15 protein-coding genes are annotated in these 18,515 nt (G+C 63.4%); 7 read left to right on the top strand and 8 right to left on the bottom strand.

Annotated features, from left to right (window positions below; all coding sequences use genetic code 11):
• Positions 1-47 precede the first annotated feature (47 nt).
• The 5 genes from WH367_RS18245 to WH367_RS18225 form a co-directional block, all read right to left on the bottom strand.
• Complete coding sequence (locus WH367_RS18245) at positions 48-656, bottom strand: response regulator transcription factor (RefSeq protein ID WP_312988278.1); 609 nt, start codon at positions 654-656, stop codon at positions 48-50.
• Positions 653-1,726: a sensor histidine kinase gene (locus tag WH367_RS18240; protein WP_339518508.1), complete on the bottom strand. Its 1,074-nt coding sequence runs from the start codon at positions 1,724-1,726 to the stop codon at positions 653-655. Before WH367_RS18240 ends, WH367_RS18245 begins: the two co-directional genes overlap by 4 nt.
• Before the next feature lie 88 nt (positions 1,727-1,814).
• Complete coding sequence (locus WH367_RS18235; protein WP_339537138.1) at positions 1,815-2,918, bottom strand: porin; 1,104 nt, start codon at positions 2,916-2,918, stop codon at positions 1,815-1,817.
• Between the two features lie 846 nt (positions 2,919-3,764).
• On the bottom strand, positions 3,765-5,390 hold the full coding sequence (locus WH367_RS18230) for an inorganic phosphate transporter (protein ID WP_027010656.1): 1,626 nt from the start codon (positions 5,388-5,390) through the stop codon (positions 3,765-3,767).
• Positions 5,391-5,746: 356 nt separating this feature from the next.
• Positions 5,747-7,981 carry an NADP-dependent isocitrate dehydrogenase gene (locus WH367_RS18225; RefSeq protein ID WP_027010657.1) on the bottom strand — a complete coding sequence of 745 codons (2,235 nt, stop codon included), beginning with the start codon at positions 7,979-7,981 and terminating at the stop codon, positions 5,747-5,749.
• Between the two features lie 356 nt (positions 7,982-8,337).
• Between WH367_RS18225 and arfB the strand changes: the two genes are divergently transcribed.
• The 6 genes from arfB (at position 8,338) to WH367_RS18200 (ending at position 14,382) form a co-directional block, all read left to right on the top strand.
• Positions 8,338-8,754: an alternative ribosome rescue aminoacyl-tRNA hydrolase ArfB gene (gene arfB, locus WH367_RS18220; protein WP_133858423.1), complete on the top strand. Its 417-nt coding sequence runs from the start codon at positions 8,338-8,340 to the stop codon at positions 8,752-8,754.
• Between the two features lie 73 nt (positions 8,755-8,827).
• On the top strand, positions 8,828-9,577 hold the full coding sequence (locus WH367_RS18215) for a response regulator transcription factor (protein ID WP_339518510.1): 750 nt from the start codon (positions 8,828-8,830) through the stop codon (positions 9,575-9,577).
• Positions 9,574-10,992 (top strand): ATP-binding protein, encoded by a 1,419-nt coding sequence (locus tag WH367_RS18210; protein WP_339537137.1) that lies wholly within the window; start codon positions 9,574-9,576, stop codon positions 10,990-10,992. The genes WH367_RS18215 and WH367_RS18210 overlap by 4 nt, the downstream gene beginning before the upstream one ends.
• Before the next feature lie 10 nt (positions 10,993-11,002).
• The gene (locus WH367_RS18205; RefSeq protein ID WP_339537136.1) at positions 11,003-11,500 is read left to right on the top strand and encodes an ankyrin repeat domain-containing protein; all 498 of its coding nucleotides are present in this window, start codon (positions 11,003-11,005) and stop codon (positions 11,498-11,500) included.
• 21 nt (positions 11,501-11,521) lie between these two features.
• On the top strand, positions 11,522-11,962 hold the full coding sequence (locus WH367_RS24370) for an SUKH-3 domain-containing protein (RefSeq protein WP_445228129.1): 441 nt from the start codon (positions 11,522-11,524) through the stop codon (positions 11,960-11,962).
• A 284-nt stretch (positions 11,963-12,246) separates the two neighbouring features.
• The gene (locus tag WH367_RS18200) at positions 12,247-14,382 is read left to right on the top strand and encodes a TonB-dependent receptor domain-containing protein (RefSeq protein ID WP_339537135.1); all 2,136 of its coding nucleotides are present in this window, start codon (positions 12,247-12,249) and stop codon (positions 14,380-14,382) included.
• A gap of 70 nt (positions 14,383-14,452) precedes the next feature.
• Here WH367_RS18200 and WH367_RS18195 read toward each other — a convergent pair whose 3' ends face one another.
• Positions 14,453-15,676: an MFS transporter gene (locus tag WH367_RS18195; RefSeq protein WP_339537134.1), complete on the bottom strand. Its 1,224-nt coding sequence runs from the start codon at positions 15,674-15,676 to the stop codon at positions 14,453-14,455.
• A 274-nt stretch (positions 15,677-15,950) separates the two neighbouring features.
• On the opposite strand from WH367_RS18195, the gene WH367_RS18190 reads away from it, so the two are divergent.
• Positions 15,951-16,625: a phytanoyl-CoA dioxygenase family protein gene (locus WH367_RS18190; protein ID WP_339537133.1), complete on the top strand. Its 675-nt coding sequence runs from the start codon at positions 15,951-15,953 to the stop codon at positions 16,623-16,625.
• 54 nt (positions 16,626-16,679) lie between these two features.
• On the opposite strand, the gene kdgR is transcribed toward WH367_RS18190, so the two are convergent.
• Together kdgR and kduD are read right to left on the bottom strand one after the other, a co-directional pair.
• On the bottom strand, positions 16,680-17,531 hold the full coding sequence (kdgR, locus tag WH367_RS18185; RefSeq protein WP_339537132.1) for a DNA-binding transcriptional regulator KdgR: 852 nt from the start codon (positions 17,529-17,531) through the stop codon (positions 16,680-16,682).
• Positions 17,532-17,572: 41 nt separating this feature from the next.
• On the bottom strand, positions 17,573-18,400 hold the full coding sequence (gene kduD / locus WH367_RS18180; RefSeq protein WP_339537131.1) for a 2-dehydro-3-deoxy-D-gluconate 5-dehydrogenase KduD: 828 nt from the start codon (positions 18,398-18,400) through the stop codon (positions 17,573-17,575).
• Positions 18,401-18,515: the final 115 nt, after the last annotated feature.

The raw sequence follows: 18,515 nt of genomic DNA, 5'->3' as shown, positions 1-18,515 counted from the left end.
TCAGAGTCAGCTGGCCCAAGGCCAGCGGCAGGCGCTGCGACAAGCCACTACAGGCCGAGCTTTTCGGTGAACCGCACCAGATCAGCCAACGAGCTCAGCTGCAGCTTGCGCATCGCATTGCCACGCCGCACTTTGACCGTCACCTCACTCAGCTGCAGCTGGTGGGCAATCTGCTTGTTGAGCAGGCCCTGCACCACCAGCCGCACCACTTCGCGCTCGCCATCAGAGAGCGACTGCCAGCGGCCATGGCTCTCGGCGCGGTCGGCATCCTGCAGGCGCCGGGCGCGGTCTTGTGCAATGCCGTGGTGGATGGCGTCGAGCAGATCCTGGTCGCGAAAAGGCTTTGCGAGAAAGTCAATCGCGCCCTGCTTGATGGCCTTGACGCCCATCGCAATATCGCCGTGCCCGGTGATGAAGACCACGGGCAGCAGCAGGCCCAGGCTCTGCATCTGGCGCTGGAACTCCATGCCGCTTTGCCCGGGCATGCGCACATCGAGCACCAGGCAGGCGGGCGCATCAGCGGGCGGATGCGCCAGAAATTCGGCAGCCGATGCAAAAGCGCGCACCGGCAGACCGACAGAGGCGAGCAGATCCTCCAGCGCGGCGCGCACCGAGTGGTCGTCATCAACCACATAGACCATGGCAGGCGCCGTCATGCCGCGCCCTCCTCCTGCGCCACCGGAAGGCTGAAAGCAAACACCGCCCCGGCTGGTGCATGGGGCTGCGCCCAGATATGGCCGCCATTGGCCTCGACAATGCTGCGGCTGATGCTCAGCCCCACCCCAATGCCCTCGTGCTTGGTGGTCCAGAAAGGTTCAAACACCTGCTCCTGCGCGCCAGCGGGCAGGCCCGGGCCGCCATCCGATACCCGAAACACCAGCTTGTCCTGCTGCTGCAGCGATTCCACCAGGATGGTGCGGCGCGCGACATCGACCAAGGCCGTGGCCTCCATCGCATTGAGCACCAGATTGCCGATGACCTGCTGGACCTGCACCGGATCGGCCAGCGCCAGCGGCAGGCCGGGCGCCAGATCGGCACGCATCGCGATGTTCAGGCGCTGCATCTCGGCCTGCGACAGCGCCAGCACTTCGCGCACGGCGGCATTGAAGACAAAGGGCCTGGGGCTGGCAGGCTCGCCCTTGCTGAGCTTGCGCACCCGGCCAATGATGGCGCTGGCCCGGTCCGCATCGCCCAGGATGCGCAGGAGCGCCTGCCGGGCCTTGTCCAGGTTGGGCGGGTCTTGGTCCATCCAGCGCTGGCAGGCATGGCCGCTGGTGACGATCGCGGCCAAGGGCTGGTTGAGCTCATGCGCAATCGAGGTGGTCAGGCCCTCCAGGCTGTGGATGCGCGAGATGCGCAAGAGCCTGGCCTGGGCCTCATGGGCGGCAGCGCGTGCCAGTTCCGCCCTGCAGGCCAGGTAGCCGGTGATCAGAATCGCCACCGTGCTGATGAGCATATTGATCCGGCCTGCTTGCTGGTCGCCATAGCTGGTGATGAAAAAGCTCAGCCAGGTCAGGGCAACGCAGCTGCCGGTGAGCGCCATGAGCCCGCGCAAGGCCAGCACATGGGCCATCGCGACAATGACCACGGTGTAGAACACCGACACCGCCACTTCATACCGGGTTGCCGTGTCGATCAGAAACAGCAGCGCCAGCGCAAGCCCCATGCCCATGACATGCAGGCCTGGGCGGCGCCAGAGTTGGGGTGGCAGGAACGGGATCTTCATCAGAAACACGCAGACAAAGCGGCGCTGGGTAGCAGGGACCGCAAAAGGCTACCACGCCAGGCGCCATGGGGCGCAAAAGCCCACCCCATCAAAAACGGGTGTTCAGCCCAAAAGCCAGCTGGCTCACCGAGGGCTGGCTGGCATCCAAGGCCACATCCATCGCGTAAGCCCGGCCATGGGCAGCAAAGGCATAGACACTGGTGCGCAGCGACAACGGGTAGATGTAGCCCAGCGACACCACCTGGCTGGTCCGGGCGCGCGCGCCGCTGTCCTGCCAATCCCAGTTGGGCCGCGCCTGGGACCACTGCATCTGGAACTCGCCACGACCCAAGGGAATGGACGCAGCCAGATAGAGCGCATCCAGGCGGCCTCCATCGATGAACTCGATGGGCCCCAAACCCTTGAGCCCGGCCGCCTGCAACTGCGCCGGCCCATCGCCGCCATTGCGCCCGACAAATCCATTGCGCTGGCGACTCCAGCCCGCCGCCAGGCGTGCCACGCCAAAGTTGTAGCTGGCGCCCAGCTGCGCGGCGCTGGGGCGCCGGCCAGCCAAGGCGGCGTCCCAACGGACGGCACTGGCTTGCTCCCAGCTCGCAGCCAGCAGCCAGGGGCCGTCCTCATAGCGCAGTGCCAAGCTGTAGAGCTTGTAGGTGGCGCTGCCCGTCGTAGCTGCGGCTGGCGCGTCGCCCGCGTCAAAGCTGTAACTGGCGCCCAGCTGCACACCGCCCCACTCCGGGCTGCGCCAGCTGAGCTGCTTGGACACCTGGTAGTTGTCCGAGGCCCGCAACAAGGCACCCACGCCAAAGTCGCGCCAGGCCCCCACCTCGATCGCGCTGACAAAGGCCTGGCCCACGGTGTACTGGCGCCCCAGGCGCAGCTCGCCCAGGCTCGCATTGCCCACCCCCACCCAGGACTGGTAGTTGAACGGCCTTGCCGGGTCATCGGGCGCGCCATGGGCGGCATCCAGGCCGCCTTCCAGCGCAAAGGCGGCGTAGCTGTCACCACCCAGCGCCTCACGGCTTTGCAAGCCCCAGAGCGAATCGGACAGGCCGCCGCTCAGCAGGCTCTTTTGCGTTGGCGCCCCGCTCACCCGGGTTGCGCTGATGGCGGCATCGACGGTGCCATACAGGCGCACGCTCGTCTGCGCCTGGGCCGGCATCGCCACCATGGCGGCCAGCAAAGCTGCACACAAGGGCCATATGCGGGCCCGAGGCTGGTGCCGCAGAGGCTGCCGGGGCTCGGTGGAGCGAGGGTGGGAGAGGATTGGAAAAAGCAGCATGGGATTGTCACAGCGGCAGCACGCCGCCAAGGACCCTCTCATGCATTCAGCGGCGAGATGGCCTTGGCGCGGCAGCCCAGGAGGAGGTGGTGGTTGTGTACGGCAAAGCAAGGCAGCGCTTGCAGCAGCGCATGGCAGGCTCAGGATCGGGGTCCATGGCTTTTCTCCTGCGAAGAATTTGGAGGGATACCCATGCCCTGCTTCAACAACTGAAGCGCACATCGGCGGCAATCGCCGAGACGGAACAGGGCGCAGCGTCATCGCTTTTTATGCAGGCCATGCCTTCGGCGACGACAGAGCGGATTCTCGCAGGCCGATCGCTGCTTTGCCAGTGGCCCTAGGCATGCATGTCACCGCCATTGGGATGGCATGCATATACCTTGGTATAGATGGCAGACAACAGGCCTGGACAAGGCTTGCGTGAACCGCCTGCCCAGCCTCTGCCCGCCGCTCGCCGCGTCCAGACCCAGCCATAGGCTTGGATTCGCATAGAACCTGTTCAATGTCTCCTCGCGCCGCGACAGTGTCTTTGCGGGATGGGATGCTAGGCGCAATACCGCAGCAATAGCCCAGCTATTGCGAGGATTTGCAACAACGCAGACCGCCCGGAAAGACACTGTCCCTGTGGGTTGGAGTGAAATCGGGCGATTTCTGCGCGCTGGCCCTTGCTTGCACCCCGGTGCAAGCTGCGGACCACACCCCTTCGAACTCATCCCGATTGCACTCCAACGCGGCTGCGTAGAGACTTTGAACAGGTTCTTAGGCAAAGACATGGCTGAACAGCCAGTACAGGCTACCCGAGAGCAGCATCGCGCATGGCAGGGTCAGCACCCAGGCCAGCGCAATGTTGCGCAAGGTGGAGGCCTGCAGGCCCGATCCATTGGCGGTCATCACGCCGGCAATGCCCGATGACAGCACATGGGTGGTGGAGACCGGCAGGCCAAAGGCATCGGCTGCGCCGATGGTGGTCATCGCGACCAGTTCAGCCGCCGCCCCCTGGCCATAGGTCAGATGGGTCTTGCCAATCTTTTCGCCAACGGTCTTCACAATGCGCTTCCAGCCCACCATCGTGCCCAGCCCCAAGGCAATGGCCACCACCACCTTGACCCAGACAGGGATGAACTTGGTGGAGGTGTTCAACTCGGCCTGAAAGGCCTTGAGCTGTGCCTTGCTGGCATCGTTCAGTGCCATCGCATCGCTCTTGGTCAGCACGGAAATGGTCTCTGAGGCCAGGAACATGTCGTTGCGCACATTGCCCACCGCCGTGGCGGGCACCTTGGCCAGCGATCCGTATTCCTGCACCTGCTTGCCAATGCTGCCGGCCAGCTCGGCCAGGGCGGGAACCACCTCGGGCTTGGCCTCCTTGGTGCGGATGAACTCGGACACGGTGCTGCGCGCCAGCGCATCGGTCGCAGGCGCTGGCAGGGTCGAGACCTTGGCCAGATTGGCCTGCGTGGCATAGGCAACCTCGACAAACTGGGGCGTGTGCTGCTCGGTCACGGCATGGTTCAAGCCATAGGCCATCGGCACCACACCCACCAAGATCAGCATGATCAAGCCCATGCCCTTTTGCCCATCGTTGGAGCCGTGGGCAAATGAGACACCGGTGCAGGTGAAGATCAGCAAAATGCGGATCCACAGCGGAGGCGCGCTGCCGGTGGGCTCTTCGTACAGGGTGCGGTTCTTGACCAGCGCCTTCATGGCCAGCAGCAGCAACGCGGCGCAGACAAAGCCCACCACCGGCGAGACCAGCAAGGCCTTGAAGACGCCCCAGACCTGGTGGCCGTCCACACCGCTCATCGCGTCACGCCCGCGCATCAGCGCATTGGCCACGCCCACGCCAATCACCGAGCCCACCATGGTGTGCGAGGACGACGCGGGCAGACCCAGCCACCAGGTGCCCAGGTTCCAGATGATCGCGGCAATGAGCAGCGCAAACACCATCGCAAAGCCCGCGCCGGACGTGACTTGCAAGATCAGCTCGACCGGCAGCAGCGAGATGATGCCGTAGGCCACGGCGCCGCTGGAGGTGAGCACGCCCAGAAAGTTAAACAGGCCCGACCAGACCACCGCCACATTGGGTGGCATCGAATGGGTGTAGATAACGGTGGCTACGGCGTTGGCCGTGTCGTGGAAGCCGTTGACAAACTCAAAGCCCAGCGCAATCAGCAGCGCCACCGCCAGCAGCAGGAATGCCACCATGGTGATGCTGTTGCCGCCCGGCGAGCCGGTGACGTCCGTCACCAAGGCCCAGGCCATATAGCCCAGGCCAATGCCCAGCAAACCCAGAAAGATCACGACCTGCACGGGGCTGGTTCTTTGATCGAAATTTGGTTTGACAGCGCCCGCTGACAAACCTGCCGAAGAGGCCATGGAACTGCTCATGTCGTTTATGTGCCGGTGGCACTGTGTTGTGTTTAGACATTTGCAATTTTGTTCAACGTGTGTGACAAGATCATTACCATAAGATAATGTTTGCCAATGCTTGATTGCTTTTGCAAATCATCCATTAGTATTTCATCTTGTTAAAAAATACCCGTAAATGCTTCACTTCGGCCCAGCCGCCGCTGCCAAGGATGGCGCTGATCGCGTCTCCCCAGAACCCAGCGGTGCCTGCCAGGCGCACTTCCGCACGCTGCGATAAAACACACGCAAAAAAACCGGCAGCCCTCACGGGTCTGCCGGTTTTACTTGGATGATCGCAACCCGGGCGGCATCAGCCAGCCCAGGCCTGGGCTTTATCAGCCCAGTGCAGCCACCGCTGCGTTGAAGGTGCTGCTGGGGCGCATCACGGCGTCCAGCTTGGCTGCGTCAGGCTGGTAGTAGCCGCCGATGTCGGCAGGCTTGCCTTGCACGTCCTTGAGCTCGCCGACGATCTTGGCTTCGTTCTCGGCGAGGCTCTTGGCCAGGGGCGCAAACTTGGCTGCCAGTTCGGCATCGGTGGTTTGCGCGGCCAGCGCCTGGGCCCAGTACAGCGCGATGTAGAACTGCGAGCCACGGTTGTCCAGCTCACCGGTGCGGCGCGATGGCGACTTGTTCTCATCAAGCAGCTTGCCGGTGGCCTGGTCCAGGGTCTGGGCCAGCAGCTTGGCGCGCTCGTTGTTGTTCTTGATGCCCAGCTCTTCGAAGGACACGGCCAGCGCCAGGAACTCGCCCAGCGAATCCCAGCGCAGGTGGTTTTCTTCCACCAGCTGCTCGACATGCTTGGGGGCCGAGCCGCCAGCGCCGGTTTCGTACAGACCGCCGCCTTGCATCAGTGGCACCACCGACAGCATCTTGGCCGAGGTACCCAGCTCCAGGATCGGGAACAGGTCGGTCAGGTAGTCACGCAGGATGTTGCCGGTCACCGAGATGGTGTCCAGGCCACGGGCTGCGCGCTCCAGCGTGAAGCGCATAGCGCGCACTTGCGACAGGATGTGGATGTCCAGGCCGTTCGTGTCGTGGTCCTTCAGGTAGGTTTGCACCTTCTTGATCAGCTCGGCTTCGTGTGGGCGGTAGGGATCCAGCCAGAACACGGCAGGCATGCCGGAGTTGCGGGCGCGGGTGACAGCCAGCTTGACCCAGTCGCGGATTGGGGCATCCTTGACTTGGCACATGCGCCAGATGTCGCCCTGCTCCACGTTCTGGCTCATCAGCACTTCGCCGGTGGCGATGTCGACGATGTTGGCCACGCCGTCTTCGCTGATCTCGAAGGTCTTGTCGTGCGAGCCGTATTCCTCAGCCTTTTGCGCCATCAGACCCACGTTGGGCACGGTGCCCATGGTCTTGGGGTCAAAGTTGCCGTGCCACTTGCAGAAGTTGATCACTTCCTGGTAGATGCGGGCAAAGGTCGACTCAGGCATCACGGCCTTGCAGTCGTAAGGCTTGCCATCGGCGCCCCACATCTTGCCGCCGGCGCGGATCATCGCAGGCATCGATGCGTCCACGATCACGTCGTTGGGCGAATGGAAGTTGGTGATGCCCTTGGCAGAGTCCACCATGGCCAGCGCGGGGCGGCCTTCCTGGCACTTGTGCAGATCGCGGATGATTTCTTCGCGTTGCGAGGCAGGCAGGGTTTCAATCTTTTCGTACAGATTGGCCATGCCGTTGTTCACGTTCACGCCCAGCTGATCGAACAGCTTGCCGTGCTTCTCGAACGCTTCCTTGTAGAAAATGCGCACGCAGTGACCGAACACGATGGGGTGGGACACCTTCATCATCGTGGCCTTGACGTGCAGCGAGAACAAAATGCCCGACTGCTTGCAGTCTTCGATTTCCTTTTCGTAGAAAGCCAGCAGGGCCTTCTTGCTCATGAACATCGAGTCGACCACTTCGGCGTCCTGCAGCTTGACCTTGTCCTTGAGCACCACGGTCTTGCCGGACTTGGTCTCCAGCACCATCTTCACTTCGCGGGCCTTGTCCAGCGTCATGGACTTTTCGCCGTGGTAGAAGTCGCCCTCTTCCATGTGCGAGACATGGGTTTGCGACCACTGCTTCCACTCGCCCATCGAATGGGGGTGCTTCTTGGCGTAGTTCTTCACAGCCAGCGGTGCGCGGCGGTCCGAGTTGCCTTCGCGCAGCACGGGGTTCACGGCCGAGCCGATGCACTTGCTGTAGCGGGCCTTGATGTCTTTTTCTGCATCGTTGGCAGGGCTGTCTGGGTAGTCAGGCAGCTTGTAGCCGTGGTCTTGCAGCTCCTTGATCGCTTCTTGCAGCTGGCCCACCGACGCGGAAATATTGGGCAGCTTGATGATGTTGGCATCGGGCGTCAAGGTCAGCTTGCCCAGGTCGGCCAGGTTGTTGGGCACGCGCTGTGCTTCGGTCAGAAACTCGGGGAATTCACCCAGAATGCGGGCTGCCAGCGAAATATCACTCTCGGCCACATTGATGCCAGCGGCGCTCGCAAAGCTGCGAACAACCGGCAAGAACGCTGCGGTCGCCAGACGAGGCGCTTCGTCGGTCAGGGTGTAGATGATGGTGGGTTGCTGGGTAGTCATCTGGTCTTTCAAGTGGCAAAAGTTCTGATGTGCGTCGCGCCTTGGCCGGTCTCCACAGCCCAGGGCGCGCCCGCGTAAACTCCGTCATGATGTACTGCTCGCCTGCCGTTGGGAAGCCTGTCCCTCAAATGCTGCAATGCAATATCACAATACGGAATTCAACGCCAAGGATTGTCGCTGCTTTTTAAGTCTTATACAAGAGTTGGCCCAGCGATTTGTTGAGGCATCTGAGCCTGCTGACACAAAATACGGGGCTAGCTGCCGTTATGCCAGCGCTGCACGACAGCGCTGTGAAACCCCAATCCGCCTCCGATCCACCGCCTTGCAGCTCTTTTCACCGCGACACGCCTGCCGACATGACCACGCCCCTGCCCTCCGCCCTCACCTTGCATGAAGCCGATGTGCAGTGGACGGCCATCCGCGCCCAGGGGCCCGGCGGGCAGAACGTCAACAAGGTCAGCTGCGCCATCCACCTGCGCTTTGATGTGCGTGCATCACGCCTGCCCGAGCCCGTGCAGACCCGCTTGCTCGCGCTGGCCGATTCACGCATCACCCAGGAAGGCGTGGTCGTCATCAAGGCGCAGAGCTACCGCACCCAGGAGCAAAACCTGTGGGATGCGCTCGAGCGCCTCAACGCCTTGGTGGCCAGCGTGGCGGTGGAGCCGCGCAAGCGCCGCGCCACCAAGCCGACCTGGGGCTCGCAGCAGCGCCGCCTGCAAAGCAAGAGCCTGCGTGCCAATGTCAAAGCCCAACGCGGCAAGGTGCGGGATTGACCATGCACCGCGCCCACTGGCAGAGGGCCGGTGATAATAAGAAGTAATCTCATTTGCCAACGCCTGAATTTCAATGAACGTGCGACGCAGCATCCTGATCGTCGATGACCACCAAAGCATCCGCGACCCTCTTGCCACTTTCATGCGCCGCTATGACTTCGATGTCGACACCGCCGGTGATGGCATCGCCATGCGGCAACTGCTCAAAGACCACCGCTACGACCTCATCATCCTGGACGTGATGCTGCCCGGCGAGGACGGCCTGTCGCTGTGCGGCTTTGTTGCCGAGCACATCGGCACCCCCGTCATCTTGCTGACCGCGATGACCGACCAGGCCGACCGGGTGGCAGGCCTGGAGATTGGCGCCGACGACTATGTGCTCAAGCCCTTTGACCCGCGCGAGCTGGTGGCGCGGGTGCGCAGCGTGCTGCGGCGCGGCGCGCGCAGGCGGGCGGACGATGCGGCGCAATCGCCCCCTGCGCAAGAATCCTTGGCAGAAAAGCGCTACACCTTTGAAGGCTGGTCCTTTGACCTGACCACGCGCGAGCTGCAGGATCCTGGCCTCAGCCCCGTGCCACTGACCACCGCGGAGTTCCACCTGCTGCGCGCGCTGCTGGAGAACCCCAACCGCGTGCTCAGCCGCCAGCAATTGATGGACCTGACCCAGCGCGAAGGCGCCGCGTTTTTTGACCGCAGCATCGACACCCAGATCAGCCGCCTGCGCAAAAAGCTCGAATCTGACCCGCGCCAGCCCCGCATGCTCAAGACCGTGCGCGGCGACGGCTACCTGCTGGCGGCCAGAAACATCCGCCTCGCACCATGAAGCTGCTGCCGCGCACCTTGGCCGGCCAGTTGCTCGCGCTGTTGCTGCTGGCCCTGGTCGTCGCCCACCTGGCCGCCGTCTTGCTGCTCACCTGGCTGCGCCAGGACAGTGACGTGGTCCACCCGTTGTCGGCCCACACCATCGAGACCCGGGTGGCCGCCGCCTACCGCGCGCTGGAGAGCAGCCCCGAATCCGCCCAGCGCCTGGTGCAAAGCATCAGCCTGCCCGATTCGCAGTTCCGCATCCGCCCGCGCCCTTTTGATGACGGCCAGCCCGTCACCGAGCAGGAAGCCAAGCTCACCGCCAGGCTGCAAGAGCGCCTGGGCCTGGATGCGGGCGCCAACGCTGCAGACCCACCGGTGCGCATCCATCTGCGCCTGCGCTCGCCCTTGGCAGCCAGCCAGGCCGGCGATGTGGACCAGGACATCCTCGCGCTGCTGAGCCCGGCGTTTGAAGAAGATGGCAGCTGGATGCTGCATGTCGATGTACGCCTGCCCGATGGCCAATGGCTCAGCAGCTGGCACCTGCCCACCATGCTGCTCAGCCACTGGAGCCGGGTGCTGAGTTTTTCCATCCCCGTGGGCATGCTGCCCATCATCGTCATTGCGGTGCTGTTTGGCCGGCGCATCATGCAGCCGCTGCGCATGCTTACCGAGGCGGCCCAGCGCATCAGCCGGGGCGAGCGCTCCGCGCACCTGCCGCTGTCCGGCCCCGAAGGCGTGCGCGAAATCATCGAGGCCTTCAACGAGATGCAAGACCGCTTGCTCGGCGTCGTCAACGACCGCACCCGCATGGTCGCCGCCATTGGCCACGACCTGCGCACCCCCCTCACCTCGCTGCGCATCCGCGCCGAGCTGGTGGACGATGACGAGCTGCGCCAGGCGATGGTGAGCACCATCAACGAGATGCACAGCATGGTCGAAGAGATCCTGCACTTTGCCCAGGACGATGCGATGCGCGAAACCACCCAGCCGGTAGACCTGGATGCGCTGGTCGGTGAGGTCGTCGAGCAGCAGCGCAGCCTGGGCCGCCAGGTGGACTGGACGCCGCCCCCCAGCATCAGCTACCGCTGCCGCCCGGCCCACCTCAAGCGCGCCCTCGCCAACCTGATCGACAATGCCGCGCGCTATGGCCGTGTGCAAGTCCGGCTGACCGTGCCGGATGCTGCTGACCCGGGCACTGCCGGCACGCTGCGCATGGAGATCGAAGACGAAGGCCCCGGCATTGCGCCCCAGGACATGGAGCGGGCCTTTCGGCCCTTTAGCCGGCTGGAGGTCGCCCGCAACGGGGAGACCGGTGGCTTTGGGTTGGGGCTGGCGATTGCGCGCTCATGCGTGCGGGCGCATGGAGGAGAGCTGAAGCTGCATAACCGCAGCGAAGGTGGGCTAAGGGCGGTGATTGAGTTGCCGGCTTGAATGCATCTGGATGCCAGATTTCAAGGCATTTGTGCAGCAGGCCATACAGCCAATGCCAGCCGCTAAACTGCTCCAGTATCAAGCCCAGACTATTTTTCGCCGCGCATTGAATACTGTGAACGACTCCGTACTTGAAAACTTCTTGGAGAAAATTGCCTCTTTGCCTGAATTCATCGGCATCGCAAGCATTGCTGTTCACACCCGTGGTAACTGGAACTCCACACCACTGCACATAGCCGCCACCCAAGGCGATATTGCAGCCATCGCCGCACTGCTGGATGCTGGAGCCGATATCCACAGCCCCGGTGAGCACGGTTATAGCCCCTTACATGAAGCGGTAGAGCAATGCCATATTGACGCAGTCCAGCTGCTGCTGGAGCGTGGGGCTTCGGCCCATGCCAAAAACGATGACGGCGACACGCCCATTCGATCCGCAGTAATTCATGGCCATCAGGAAATCATAAAACTGCTTCAAGCCGACGCTGGCTCAGCTTGCGCTCAACGGTAGCCCAAAATCAGCCCACTCCATATGCTCAGCCTCCCTCCATCCATTGAGCAGCTCTTCCTCACGGCAGGATGGCGGCCGCATCCCACGTCCAAGTCTGTGGATGCTGACAATGCAAACTCAGAGGGGCTAGCAACAGCAATACTGCGACAGTTCGCAGCGCTTCATGTAGGCGAAATTGGCTCAGGAGTAGAGCAAGCCAAAAGCGATATCAGTTTTTATTCCCAGCTCCGCCCGACCGTCAGCGCTGTGACCTCGCCGTGGCGACTCCAGGTCGGCAATTGCGCTGCCTTTGCAACTGCACACAACGACCACATGATCCTGTTTGTCAACGACCAGGGTCGGTACTTCGTATTCACGGACCCGGACAGTTGCCTTTACCCATTGGGAGATTCGTTTGGCAACGCCATGCTCACCTTGCTTCTGGGTTACAAATTTGCGTCACCGCTAGCTCGAGATTCTTAGTCAATATGCACCTCCACTTGGTGCTTCGCTGCAAAGTACATTCGTGGACGGCTGCCAGAAGCCAGAGGTCTTGCAGTCAAGTCACAAACTGACACAAACAGGCAAACGCCAGCCACATGCATCGCAAATGATTCTGATTGCGAATTCATTTGCTCACCCAGCCAACGTGATCGGCTCTGCGCCGCGTCCACGCCAGCCAGCTCCGCTCTGCATACCTTTGGCCCGCCCGGCAATGCCCAGGGCTGCGCCGCCTGCAGGCTGTCTTACTGCCCTTGTTTGTTGTCATGTCCCATCCCGCTGCTTCATTCCCCCTTCTTCCCATTGCGCTGGCCGCAGGCCTGTGCCTGTCATCGGCCGCATCGGCGCAAAGCAACACGGAGCCCGGCACCACGCTGGACACGATCACCGTGACGGCGGCTGCGACGGCCACGGCCGTCAAGGACGCACCCGCCAGCCTGACGGTGCTGACCGCCGAAGACATAGCGCGCGTGCCTGCCACTGATTTGAACGAGGTACTGCGCCGCGTGCCGGGCCTCACGCAAGCCACCACGCCCGATGGCGGCACCAGCATCCAGATTCGCGGCCTGCCCCAGCAGTACACCCTGATCCTGGTCGATGGCGTGCGCGTAGGCAGCTCCAGCGAGACCTTTGACCGCTACACCCGCAATGAGCTCAACTGGATTGCGCCCGAGGCGATCGAGCGCATCGAAGTGGTGCGCGGCCCCATGTCCTCGCTCTACGGCTCGGACGCAATGGGCGGCGTGATCAACATCATCACCAAAAAAGGCGGCGATACATGGAGCGGCCAGATCTCGGCCGGTGCCGAGATCAATCCCGAATCCATCCGTGGCAATGACTACAGCGGTGGCTTCAACATCAGCGGCCCACTGGGCAAGGGCTTCAAGCTGCAGCTCAATGGCCAGCAAACCTACCGCCAGGCCGACAGTGGCCTGGAAGACGGCACCACCGCCTTCCGCTGGGGTGGCGGGCGGGAAGGCGCCAAGCGCCAGTCGCTGGGCGCGCGCCTCGATTGGGACATCAACGACAGCCACAAGCTGAGCCTGGATGTGCAGCGCGCCGAGTGGAAGACCCTGGGTGGCCCCTCGCCCTCTACCAGCAACCCGGGCGGCTTTGCGGCGGCTGCCACCACCCGTGGGCCATCGAACATGGAGCGCGAAAGCACCAGCCTGACCCACCAGGGCAAATACCGCTTTGGTACGTCCAAGCTCTCGCTCAGCCACAGCAAATACAGCAACGAGACGACCGCCCCGCGCATTGAAAACGGCCAGTTTGTGCCCGTGCCCGGCGGCACTGCCACCCAGACCTACAGCACGCATTCGGTCTCGGAAGACCTGATCCTCGACGGCTCGGTGACCATGCCCTTCAAATGGGGCTTTGACCAGATGCTGACCGTGGGCGCGCAGTGGCAGCGCCAGGAGCTGGACAACCCGAACTCGGTGGGCTCGGTCGCCAATGAAGCGGGCGTGGTCGGCCTCAGCTACAAGCAGGCCAAGTCGCAGGCGCTGTTTGTCGAAGACCAGATCTTTTTGCGCGACAACCTGACCCTGACCCTGGGACTGCGCGGTGACCGCCATGACGATTACGGCTCGCACATCAGCCCGCGTGCCTACCTGGTCTACCACCCCAGCGCTGCCTGGACCTTGCGTGGCGGCTACTCCGAAGGCTTCCGCGCGCCCAACCTGCGCCAGTCGAACGAGAACTTTGTGAGCCAGTCGCAAGGCGCGGGCTGCGGCTTTGCCGGCTACGCCGGCGGCGGTTGCAGCATCCGGGGCAACTCCGACCTCAAGCCCGAGACCTCGCAGAACTGGGAGCTGGGCGCCGCCTGGGAGCATGAAGGCTGGCAAGCGGGCCTGACCTTCTTCAACACCGATTTCAAGGACAAGATCGATTCGCAAGGCATTGGCTACTTGCCGGGCGGAACCAACTACTGGGCCCAGTATGTGAACATCGACGCGGCCATCACGCGCGGGCTCGAAGCCAATCTGCGCGTGCCGCTGAGCCGCAGCATCAGCTGGAACAACAGCCTGACCCATATGCTCAATGCCGAGAACAAGACCACCGGCGTGGCGCTGACCACCGTCTCCAAATGGAGCGGCTCCTCGGTGCTGGACTGGCAGGTCAACACTGCCCTGGGCCTGAGCCTGGGCGCCGAGCTGGTGGGCAAGCAAATGGGCCTGGCCCAGCGCCTGGCCGACAACTCCAAATTTGGCGAGCAGCGCATCCAGAACAGCTATGTGCTGTACGACCTGGCTGCCAACTACCGCATCAACCAGGCGCTGCGCATCAACGCCGGCGTGAAGAACCTGTTTGACCGCAATGCCAGCGGCAACCGCGATGTGGGCAACAATTTCTACCTGCCCGGCCGCCGTTTCTTTGCGACTTTGACGGCCAGCTTCTAAGCCGGTTCAGGCTCTAAAAATCCAGGCGCTGAGTGTCACATCTCAGCGCCTTTTTCCATCTGTAGCGCTGTCAGAGCTGGGCCGCTGCAAAGCCATGGCGCTTGGCCATCAGCACGACCGCCAGGCTCAGCAGCATCAGCATGACTACTGCTGGCGAGAAGGCCGCCACACCCCACTGGGCCAGCAATACACCACCGGCCATGCCGCCCCCGGCAATGGCCAGGTTCCAAGAGGTCACCAGCATCGACTGCGCCACATCGGCTGCCGGCCCTGCGTTCTTGGCCAAGGCCGTTTGCAGCAGCGGCGGCAGCCCACCAAAGCCCAGGCCCCAGACGGCCACGGCCAGGTAAACGGCAGCGGGTAGCTCCATCGCCAGCGCCAGCAGCACAGCGCCCAACAGAAACAGCCCCGTGCTCGCCAAACTCAGCGCGCGCAGATGGCGGTCAATCAGCAGGCCGGTGATCCAGATGCTGAGCACCGACATCAGCCCAAACACCAGCAGCACGCGGTCGATCTGCGCGCCCAGGTTGGCAGGGGCCAGCAAGGGCGCGATATAGGTGTAGAGCAGGTTGTGCGCCAGCACATAGGCCAGCACCACCAGCAGCACCGGCCGCACCCCTGGAAGGCGGAACACCTGGCCCAGACCAAAGGCCTGGCCAGCGGGCTGGCCGGCAAAATCGGGAAGGCGCAGTTGCACCCAGGCCATCAGCAGCAGCGCCAGCACGCTCATGCTGGCAAAGCACAGGCGCCAGCCCAGGTGCTGGCCCATCCAGGTGCCCAGCGGCAGGCCCAGCGAAAGCGCCAGCGGCGCGCCCAGCATCGCAATCGCGATGGCGCGCCCGCTTTGGTGCGGCGGCACCATGCGCGTGGCATAGCCGGCCAGCAAGGCCCAAAGCAGGCCTGCCGCCACGCCCGCCACAAAGCGCGCCAGCAAGGTGAGCGCATAGCTGCCCGACACCGTCGTGATGCTGTTGGCCAGCACAAAACCGGCCAAGGCCGCCAGTAGCAAGGGCTTGCGGCGCATGCGCTGGGTGGCCGCCGTCAGCGGTATCGCCGCCACCAAGGAGCCGATCGCATACAGGCTGACCAGTTGCCCCGCCATCGCCTGCGACACCCCCAGCCCGGCACTGATCTGCGGCAGCAAACCGGCAGGCAAGGCCTCCGTCAGGATGGTGACAAAGCCCGCCAGCGCAAGCGCCAGCAGCGATGCCAGCGGCAGGCCCCCGCTCTGGGGTGTACAGCTGGGTTCAAGATGGGGGGATGGATGGGAAGAAAGCGAAGAAGAATCTGCCATGGCGCTAAGCGAAGGTCCTGTGCAAACCCGCGCAGGCCAATAGGCCGCTGGCGGGTGAAAAACAACAGCCGCCATGGTGCAGCGATTGCCGCAGCAAGACAATCAGGCCGAGATGCAGAACATATCGGACAGAAATGTCCGCAATCTAGCATCCGTCAGCAGCTACCACGGCCATACAGGCTGCTGATCTACGCCGGTCTCCCTACCGCCGCTGGCTATACTGCCCGCTGCACCTCATCCGCCCTCACCCCAACCGCAGCTTGAAAGGCAAACCATGGGCCTCCGTGAACAGCTCCAGCACGACGGCTATGCGCTGCTGCGCCAGGCCATTCCGGCCGACTGGCTGCCGGGTTTGCGCGAGGTTTTTGATGCGGGTATCACCAGCCACTGGCCCGTGCCCCGGGGCTGGGATTGGCGCCATGCACTGGTCGATGACAACCCCCAGATACTCGCCGTGTGCCAGCTGCCGCAGCTATTGGCCGCAGCGGGCGTGCTGATTGGCGAGCGCTTTTTTCTGTCGCAAGTGGAAGGGCGCGAGCCCATTGGAGGCGGCGGCTACCAGCGCCTGCACCGCGATCTGTCCAACCAGCGCCCGGGCGATACCGTGGGCGCGCTGGCGTTTTTGGATGACTTTGGGCCGGACAACGGCGCTACCCGCTTGATTCCGGCCAGCCACCGCCCCAACGCCGAAGAAGCGGCGCGCGGCGAGCATGACGAATCGCAGGCGATTCAGATCTCTGGCCAGGCCGGCGATATTCTGGTGTTCGATGTCGACTTGCTGCATGCCGCCAGCCTCAACCCCAGCGGCGCGCACCGCCGCAGCCTGTTGATCAACTATGCCGCCGAGGGGCTGTACGACGCGTACCAGCAAACGACTGCGCTGCGCCAGGTACGCATGGATACCAGCGCACGCTATGCGCCTGGCGATTATGTGCTGGCATCTGCCTGATGCCAGCTTGATACCCGCTTGGTGCCCGGCTGAACCCAAGCTGCGCGAGCCGCGTTACAGTGGCGCGTCGCCTGTGCTGATCGGCTCGCCTTCTGCGTCTTTCGCATCTTTGGCAATGTGCGGCGCATGCCAGCCCATCTTTTGCGAGATCGCCGCACTGGCGGTTTTCAGCAAGCTGCGGTAGTAGTGCGGCGTATCGGCGCCGCAGCGCATGACCGGAAAGGACACCGACAGCGCGGCAATCACATGGCCAAAGCGGTCAAACACGGGCACCGCAATGCAGCGCAGGCCGGGTTCAGCTTCCTCATCGTCTTCGGCCACCTCTTGGGCATGCACGCGGGGCAGGATGTCCATCACGGCATCGACAGAGCTCAGGGTGCGGGGCGTGAACAGCTTGAGCGGCTGCGACGACAGCAGCTCGCGCGCCTGGTCCGCCGGCATAAAGGCCAGCAGCACCTTGCCAATGGCGGTGCTGTGCAAGGGCTTGCGCCGGCCAATGCGCGATTGCATGCGCAGCCCAAAATCCGATTCGATCTTGTGGATGTAGATGATCGCGTCCTCATCGAGCGCGCCCAGGTGGATGGTCTCCCGGGTGAGCGCACCCAGGCGCCGCATTTCCTCATCGGCCTCGCGCACCAGGTCGGTGTTCTCCAGCGCCTTGCCGCCCAGCTCAAACAGCCGCAAGGTGGCGCGGTAGAGCTCGGACTCGCCATCCTGCGCCACATAGCCCAGGGCCTTCAAGGTTTGCAGCAGCCGGTGCACGGAGGACTTGGACAGCGCCAGCTGCTGGGCCAGCGCGGTCACGCTGACATCGCGCTGGTTGCCCAGGCACTCCAGAATGGCAAAGGCTTTCTCCACCGCGGCGACGGTGTCGGTCTTGTCCATGGCTGCGGGGCTCTCGCTCATCGGTCCGTCCTTCTGTGTTGGGCTGTGGTGGATGGCCTCGATTATCGGGCCAGCCAGCCGCCATCGACAGCCAGGGTATGGCCATGCACATAGTCGGCCGCGCTGGAGGCCAAAAATACCGCCGCACCACCCAGGTCCGCCGGCTGGCCCCAGCGGCCCGCGGGGATGCGCTGCAGGATCTCGCCGGCGCGGCCTGCGTCCTGGCGCAGCGCCTCGGTGTTGTTGGTCTGGATATAGCCGGGCGCAATCGCATTCACATTGATGCCCTTGGAGGCCCATTCATTGGCCATCAGCCGGGTCAAACCCAGCACACCGCTCTTGGCTGCGGTGTATGACGGCACACGCACCCCTCCCTGGAACGACAGCAGCGATGCGATATGGATGATCTTGCCGCCCTGCCACTGCGCACCTTGCTGCGCGGCACAGTCCAGCATATGGCGCGCCACAGCCTGCGACAGAAAGAACAGGCTTTTGAGGTTGGTGTTCATCACCGCATCCCAGTCCTCTTCGCTGAAGTCCAAGGCATCCGCTCGGCGAATGATGCCGGCATTGTTCACCAGGATATCGACCCGCCCGCAGGCTGCCAGCACCTGGGCCAGCACATCGCCTATGGCCGCCGTGTCAGACAGATCTGCCTGTATCGGCACAAATCTGCGCCCCAGCGCCTGCACCTGCGCAGCCGTCTGGCGGGCATCGCTGCGGTTGAGCCCGACGATATCGGCCCCCGCCTGCGCCAGCGCCACCGCAATCCCCGCCCCGATGCCGGTATTGCAGCCGGTCACCAGCGCCACCCGCCCCTGCAGATCAAAAGGGTGGCGGGGGCCGGCTGGGGCAGCGACAGGCGCTGGGGCAAGGGATGAATCGGACATGGTTGGTGAATGCAAGGGGTACAAAAGCGGCCAGCCGAAACGCGGGCTGACCGGGAGATATGGCAACCATTGGAACACATTCTTAATTTTTCAGAACACTGTTCCGTAAATTTTT

This window comes from Comamonas sp. MYb21, assembly GCF_037479395.1.
Classification (GTDB): domain Bacteria; phylum Pseudomonadota; class Gammaproteobacteria; order Burkholderiales; family Burkholderiaceae_C; genus Comamonas.
The sequence above is the reverse complement of the archived record's forward strand: the minus strand, read 5'-3'. Positions and strand labels throughout refer to the sequence as shown.